Below are 3,991 nucleotides of genomic sequence, written 5' to 3'. Positions count from 1 at the left end.
AACGTCTTCCAGAAATGAGTGAAGCTGCGATATACGCTGTTATGACTCGTGTTATGTTGCGTCGTCTTGTTGTCTAAAGATTTACTTTATAAATGGTCTCTTAATCTGTTGCATAAGGGATACTACTGTGATATTTCTATTTTTATTTACTTAAAGTAAATTCATTTAAAATTTATATACTTTAGGTACTAATGAAGAATTAGTAAATATTAATTTTATTTTGCCCAGATAAAAATCTTAAATAATAATTTACTAAAAGTTGCGGCGTGCGAGTAGCAATGTAACGTAGGACTCGCAACTATTAAACTACGTTTTAATGCTGAAATCATCCAATTTTAATTAATTGATAAACTTCTAATTAAATAATTTTAGTAGCGTTATCTAAAATTACTACGAATGTATTTATTACTAAAGGATAAAAACATATGAAATTTGGCTCCTTCGCTTTATCATTCATACAAATAGCATTGCTAAGCTTGGGGTTAAATGTGGCAAAAGCAGATGCTGAAGTTACTTTTCCTTTTGAGGCTATTTACAATACAGAAACTGTTTTTGAACCGATTCAGGATAATGTATTTAAATCAACTGTAACGGGTAAAAGTACTGTTGTGCCTTATGGTTTGACTAATTTTCTAAGAATGAATTATATCGAAAGAAATGACAATACAGGAGCGGAATCAATAGTTAAAGATGCCACAGAGTTTGGTATAGAAGGATTACCAATTCTTACTGAAACATTTTTTGGTAACGGTGACGATAAATTATTTGCAAGCACTACTGGTACTGCTATACGTAACGTTGAAGATTTTACGGCATCGATTTCCGGCACTACAACTATTGTAGGTGGAGAAGGTAATTTTCAAGGTGCAACAGGAATTTTAACACTTTCGGAGAACGTAATTTTCAATCTGAATGCAACAACGGAACCTAGAAACACAGGTATAGTTGTCTTAAGTGGTTCCTTTATGGTTCCTCAAAAAGTTCCGGAAGCGAGAAATAGTACAATATTGATTGGTATAGGAATAATTAGTGCTAGTTTATTGTTACGTCAACACCGGAAAATAATTTCTAAGTAATAAGCTGTACCTGTTCAGTATTGCTGTTATCTCTCTATCGGCTAATACCCTAAATTCTCAATCAAAGCTACACTACCATCGGAAAATGTCAAAATTTTGGGATAGCAGCAGATGATTGATCTCTACACCTTCACCACGCCCAATGGACGCAAAGCTTCCGTCATGCTGGAAGAAGTCGAATTGCCCTACAATGTCCACAAAATTGACATTACTACTCAACAGCAATTTACACCTGAATATATCGCCATCAATCCCAATAGTAAAATTCCTGCCATTGTTGACCAAGAAACTGGGATTAAAGTTTTTGAATCGGGTGCAATTCTAATTTACCTCGCTGAAAAAACAGGTAAACTCTTACCCACTGAACAAAAAAGCCGTTTTCAAGTACTAGAGTGGCTCATGTTCCAAATGGCAGGAGTCGGGCCAATGTTTGGGCAACTTAACCACTTTAAACGCTTTGCACCCGAAAAACTTCCCTATGCCATCGAGCGTTATGAAAAGGAAACTTTACGTATTTATGGTGTTTTGGATAAACAACTGCAAGACAATGAATTTATCTGTGGTGACTATTCTATTGCTGATATTGCAACTTATCCGTGGGTAGCAATTTATGAATTTCAGGGTTTAACACTCGACAACTACCCAAATCTCAAACGCTGGGTGGACATGGTGCAGCAACGTCCGGCTGTGCAACGCGGAATGCAAGTTCCTTAAATACAAGACCAGGGATAAGTCAACCTGGGCGATGATAAGAACACGCTATAGCTTGCGATCACGGCGGTTCTGCGTCCTTTCGAGAATTAGTGCGCTCGGCAAATCTCAATTGTCCATTTGAACCTGGCGCACTTACTCTAGTGGTCTGCCAACCCAAAATTGCTGGGTGGAGTCCGGCAGGGGAGCAGGGGAGCAGAGGAGAGATTTGTACAAGTTCTTTCACCCCTGCCCCTCCGCACCTCTGTCCAAGAGCTTGCCACCACGCAAAGTTTATGTGGCGAAGCACTAGTTGTTGAAAAAGTGCGTTCCTCTTTGAAGGCTGGCTAATTGAGAAATAAGAATGTTGAGTTTTTGCGCTTATGACATCTTTTCAAGAATCTCATCAGTCGTCTTAATTTGGTTTTTTCCTATATTACGTTTCAGCAAAAAAATACCCGCATCATGTGCTTGCTGACCACCATCACTAAAACAAGCATCCTCGATAATGACTGGTTCAATACCACGCTCAAAAGAGTCAATTGCTGTCTTCAAAATACAGCTATCAGTTTCAACTCCACAAAGATATATTTTGCTGATTTGATTATTTAAAATAAAAATTGAAAACTTCTCCGTAAATGCAGAGTAATAAGGTTTATCAAAAATATAATTTATATATGGCTGAAGTTCATCAACAATGCTCGTTTCTGGTTCATCTATCAACCTTGACCAATGAATTAGTTTAACATAATTGCTGTCAGGAGTATTGATAAACCTTGTGAATTCAACGACTTTACCAGCCGCTAAAAAATACTTAATTGATTTAATGACGATAGGAATAATATGTCTGCATTTATCAGACATAAACCCGTTTTGCATATCTACTACAAGAAGCATTTCGCTCATTTGTGCCATAATTTATTTAGATTAAGAGTTAAGACATTAAATAAAACAATTTTATAAAAGACGACATCTGCGGCTTTGAGCTTCTTCCCTGGCAGCCGTCAGATATTGTTGCTGGTGATGGGGTGCTGAGTAAGGAAATCTGGGGATAGAGGGAGAAGTAGCGACACCGGACAGCCCGTCGTAGACATCGCTAGACGGAGTGTAGTCATCACCTCCCCAATCAATTCTCACGAGTATTGCCGAAAGTCTTGCTGATGTGGGAAGAGGAATGATGAATGGTATGTTGTTTATTCACGCTAATCAGAATAATATACCTCGATTAAGAACAGGAAACTTCAAATGAGAATTTTTGTTCCAGGGCGTCTTTGTTTGTTCGGAGAACACAGCGATTGGGCAGGAGAATATCGCAGTGTTAATCCTCTGCTCGAAAAGGGTTACACCTTAATTGTTGGCACTAATCAAGGAATTTATGCTGATGTCTTGCAAAATTCTACTGAATTAATTATTCGTGCTTCTCTCAATGATGGCAGGAGTTATGAACCGCTCAGATTACCTATGGAATCTAATACTCTCAAGTCCATAGCCAAAGAGGGCGGTTTTTTTAGTTATGCTGCTGGTACAGCATATCAAATTCTGACTCACTATGATGTTGGCGGACTTGAGATTGATAATTATCTAACCGACTTACCCATCCAAAAGGGATTATCTTCGAGTGCTGCCTTTTGCGTTCTGATTGCGAGGGCTTTTAATCGTCTGTATGACTTGAAGATGACAATTCGTTTAGAAATGGAGTTTGCCTATTTGGGAGAAAGAACCACTCCTAGCCTTTGTGGTCGTATGGATCAAGCTTGTGCTTATGGAAATCGCCCAATATTGATGATATTTGATGGTGAAAAAATCGACCTGCTCGAATTAAAAGTTAATGAAGATTTGTTTTTTGTGATTGTCGATCTCGGCGGTAGCAAAAACACACAAGCAATACTAAGACGATTGAATCAGTGTTATCCTTTGGCTACTAATTCAATAGAGCAAAATGTCCAAAAATATTTTGGTTCTATTAGTTCTGAAATTACCCAGGCAGCAGTTGAAGCAATACAACTCGGAGATGCCCAACTTCTTGGAGCTTTAATGACAAAAGCCCAAGCGGAATTTGACCGATACGTAGTTCCGGCTTGTCCCGATCAATTAACTGCAAAAAATCTACATCTGCTTCTCGCTCATGAGCCACTTAAGCCTTATATCCCATCTTCCGCACTTCAAAAAGTATTATAAATAATACAAAAATAGTTACTAAGAATATTCATACTATTAAGTATTAA

Annotated in this window: 6 protein-coding genes; 3 read left to right on the top strand and 3 right to left on the bottom strand. The window is 37.9% G+C overall.

From position 1 onward, the window contains the following. The first annotated feature begins 488 nt into the window (after nucleotides 1-488). Both H6G26_RS39495 and H6G26_RS39490 read left to right on the top strand, forming a co-directional pair. Nucleotides 489-1,076 (top strand): hypothetical protein, encoded by a 588-nt coding sequence (locus H6G26_RS39495; protein ID WP_190737323.1) that lies wholly within the window; start codon nucleotides 489-491, stop codon nucleotides 1,074-1,076. 111 nt (nucleotides 1,077-1,187) lie between these two features. After that, on the top strand, nucleotides 1,188-1,790 hold the full coding sequence (locus H6G26_RS39490) for a glutathione binding-like protein (protein WP_190737320.1): 603 nt from the start codon (nucleotides 1,188-1,190) through the stop codon (nucleotides 1,788-1,790). Nucleotides 1,791-1,848: 58 nt separating this feature from the next. On the opposite strand, the gene H6G26_RS39485 is transcribed toward H6G26_RS39490, so the two are convergent. The 3 genes from H6G26_RS39485 to H6G26_RS39475 form a co-directional block, all read right to left on the bottom strand. Continuing rightward, on the bottom strand, nucleotides 1,849-2,013 hold the full coding sequence (locus tag H6G26_RS39485; protein WP_190737318.1) for a hypothetical protein: 165 nt from the start codon (nucleotides 2,011-2,013) through the stop codon (nucleotides 1,849-1,851). Between the two features lie 134 nt (nucleotides 2,014-2,147). After that, nucleotides 2,148-2,681: an isochorismatase family cysteine hydrolase gene (locus H6G26_RS39480; protein WP_190737317.1), complete on the bottom strand. Its 534-nt coding sequence runs from the start codon at nucleotides 2,679-2,681 to the stop codon at nucleotides 2,148-2,150. A gap of 42 nt (nucleotides 2,682-2,723) precedes the next feature. Then, on the bottom strand, nucleotides 2,724-2,903 hold the full coding sequence (locus tag H6G26_RS39475) for a hypothetical protein (RefSeq protein ID WP_190737315.1): 180 nt from the start codon (nucleotides 2,901-2,903) through the stop codon (nucleotides 2,724-2,726). Nucleotides 2,904-3,011: 108 nt separating this feature from the next. On the opposite strand from H6G26_RS39475, the gene H6G26_RS39470 reads away from it, so the two are divergent. After that, complete coding sequence (locus H6G26_RS39470) at nucleotides 3,012-3,944, top strand: GHMP kinase (protein WP_190737313.1); 933 nt, start codon at nucleotides 3,012-3,014, stop codon at nucleotides 3,942-3,944. Nucleotides 3,945-3,991 lie beyond the last annotated feature (47 nt).

It is taken from the genome of Nostoc sp. FACHB-888 (genome assembly GCF_014696655.1).
In the GTDB taxonomy this organism is placed as follows: Bacteria; Cyanobacteriota; Cyanobacteriia; order Cyanobacteriales; family Nostocaceae; genus Nostoc.
The sequence above is the reverse complement of the archived record's forward strand: the minus strand, read 5'-3'. Positions and strand labels throughout refer to the sequence as shown.

What these genes read in the sequence shown, in the direction of transcription:
- H6G26_RS39490 (WP_190737320.1), top strand. Translation starts at nt 1,188, where the DNA reads ATGATTGATCTCTACACCTTCACCACGCCCAATGGACGCAAAGCTTCC.
- H6G26_RS39480 (WP_190737317.1), bottom strand. Translation starts at nt 2,681, where the DNA reads ATGGCACAAATGAGCGAAATGCTTCTTGTAGTAGATATGCAAAACGGG.
- H6G26_RS39470 (WP_190737313.1), top strand. Translation starts at nt 3,012, where the DNA reads ATGAGAATTTTTGTTCCAGGGCGTCTTTGTTTGTTCGGAGAACACAGC.